This is a genomic window from Polaromonas sp. P3_C2, assembly GCF_056402675.1.
Genome location: NZ_JBFUGX010000756.1, coordinates 1 through 1805 on the forward strand (window position 1 = coordinate 1; position 1805 = coordinate 1805).

Consider the following 1805-nt stretch of genomic DNA (forward strand, 5'->3'; position numbering starts at 1 on the left):
CAGAAGGAGCAGTGCAAAGTCTTTTCGCTGGAGGAGCCTTTTTTCTCGGCCATTGGGGGGATGCCTTTAAGGAGCCTGAAGGGGGAACTGTTACCTAATGATAACCAATAAAAAAACGGCGTTTCTGTTACAGAAAACGCCGTTGTTGCAGTGCAACTGAAGAGCTTTCGACGCTCAGGGCCGCTTGGAAATGACCTGGTCGACCAGCCCGTACTCTTTGGCGTCTTCCGCAAACATGAAATAGTCACGTTCGGTATCGCGTTCGATCTTTTCGATAGGCTGGCCGGTATTGGCCGCCAGGATGCGGTTGAGCTGGTCCCGCGTCTTGAGAATGTCGCGGGCATGGATTTCAATGTCCGACGCCTGGCCTTGCGCACCACCGGATGGTTGGTGAATCATGACGCGGGAATTAGGCAGCGAAAAGCGCTTGCCTTTAGTGCCGGCCGACAGCAGGAAAGCACCCATGCTGGCCGCCATGCCCACGCACAGGGTGGAAACGTCGGGTTTGATGAATTGCATGGTGTCGTAAATCGCCATGCCGGCCGTCACGGAACCGCCGGGGGAGTTGATGTAGAAGGAAATGTCCTTGTCCGGGTTTTCGCTCTCCAGGAAGAGGAGCTGGGCCACCACCAGGTTGGCCGTCTGGTCATTGACCGGCCCCACCAGGAAAATCACGCGCTCCTTGAGCAGGCGCGAATAAATGTCGTAAGAGCGCTCGCCACGGCCGGATTGCTCGATGACCATGGGCACCATGCCCAAGCCTTGTGCATCCTGCGCGCCGGCTTGCGGGGCCRTATAAGCGCCGCCGTAAATACTGTTTCGGACCATCATGTTTTCTCCAGAGATGTTTGTACTGTACCCAAAAACTCCCCCAGGGAGTTTCGGCGATGGCTGACAACAGATTCGCGAGCTGTTGTGCCGTAGCTCAAAGAAATTGGGGCCTGTGCCGCAAAGCACAAGCCCCAATGTCAGCAAAGGCGCTGAAGAATCAGTTCTGGCCCATCAGCTCGTCAAAGGAGATGGCTTTTTCGCTGACTTTGGCTTTGCCCAGCACGAAGTCGGTCACGTTGTTTTCAATCACAACAGCCTCGACTTCGGCCATGCGACGGTTGTCGCTCAGGTACCAGCGCACTACGTCTTGCGGCTTCTCGTAGCTGGCGGCCAGCTCTTCGATGTGCGCCTTGAGCTGCTCAGGCTTGGCCTGCAGGTCATTGCTGCGCACCAATTCAGCCACCACCAGGCCCAGGCGCACGCGCTTTTCGGCTTGGGGACGGAAGATTTCTTCGGGAATCGGCGCCTTGTCGGCGTCCTTGATGCCGCGCTGCTTCAAGTCGGCGCGGGCGCCTTCGATCATGCGGTCCAGCTCGGCCTGGACGCTGGACTTGGGCAGGTCGAGTTCGGCGTTGGCGACCAACGCGTCCATCACGGCGTTCTTGTTACGGGCCAGCAGGCGGAACTTGACTTCGCGCTCGAGGTTTTTCTTGATGTCGGTGCGCAGGCCTTCGACCGTGGAGTCAGCGATGCCCAGGGACTTGGCCAGTGCTTCATTGACTTCGGGCAGGTGAGCTGCTTCGATTTTTTTGACCGTCACGAGGAAATCGGCCTGTTTTCCGGCCACATCTTTACCGTGGTAGTCGGCGGGGAAGTTCAGGGGGAAGGTCTTGCTTTCGCCGCTTTTCATGCCGCGCACGGCGTCTTCGAATTCCTTGAGCATTTGCCCGTCGCCGATCAGGAACTGGTAGTCCTCGGCCTTGCCGCCGGCGAAAGGCTCGCCGTCGATCTTGCCTTCGAAGTCGATGGTGGCG

General features: G+C 57.9%; 2 protein-coding genes. Both read right to left on the bottom strand.

Annotated elements, in window-relative coordinates:
• Nucleotides 1-174: 174 nt before the first annotated feature.
• Complete coding sequence (gene clpP, locus AC1DWI_RS21565; protein ID WP_477725719.1) at nt 175-831, bottom strand: ATP-dependent Clp endopeptidase proteolytic subunit ClpP; 657 nt, start codon at nt 829-831, stop codon at nt 175-177.
• A 157-nt stretch (nt 832-988) separates the two neighbouring features.
• Nucleotides 989-1805, bottom strand: an 817-nt coding sequence (gene tig, locus AC1DWI_RS21570) for a trigger factor (protein ID WP_477725720.1), incomplete at its 5' end; no start/stop codon positions are given.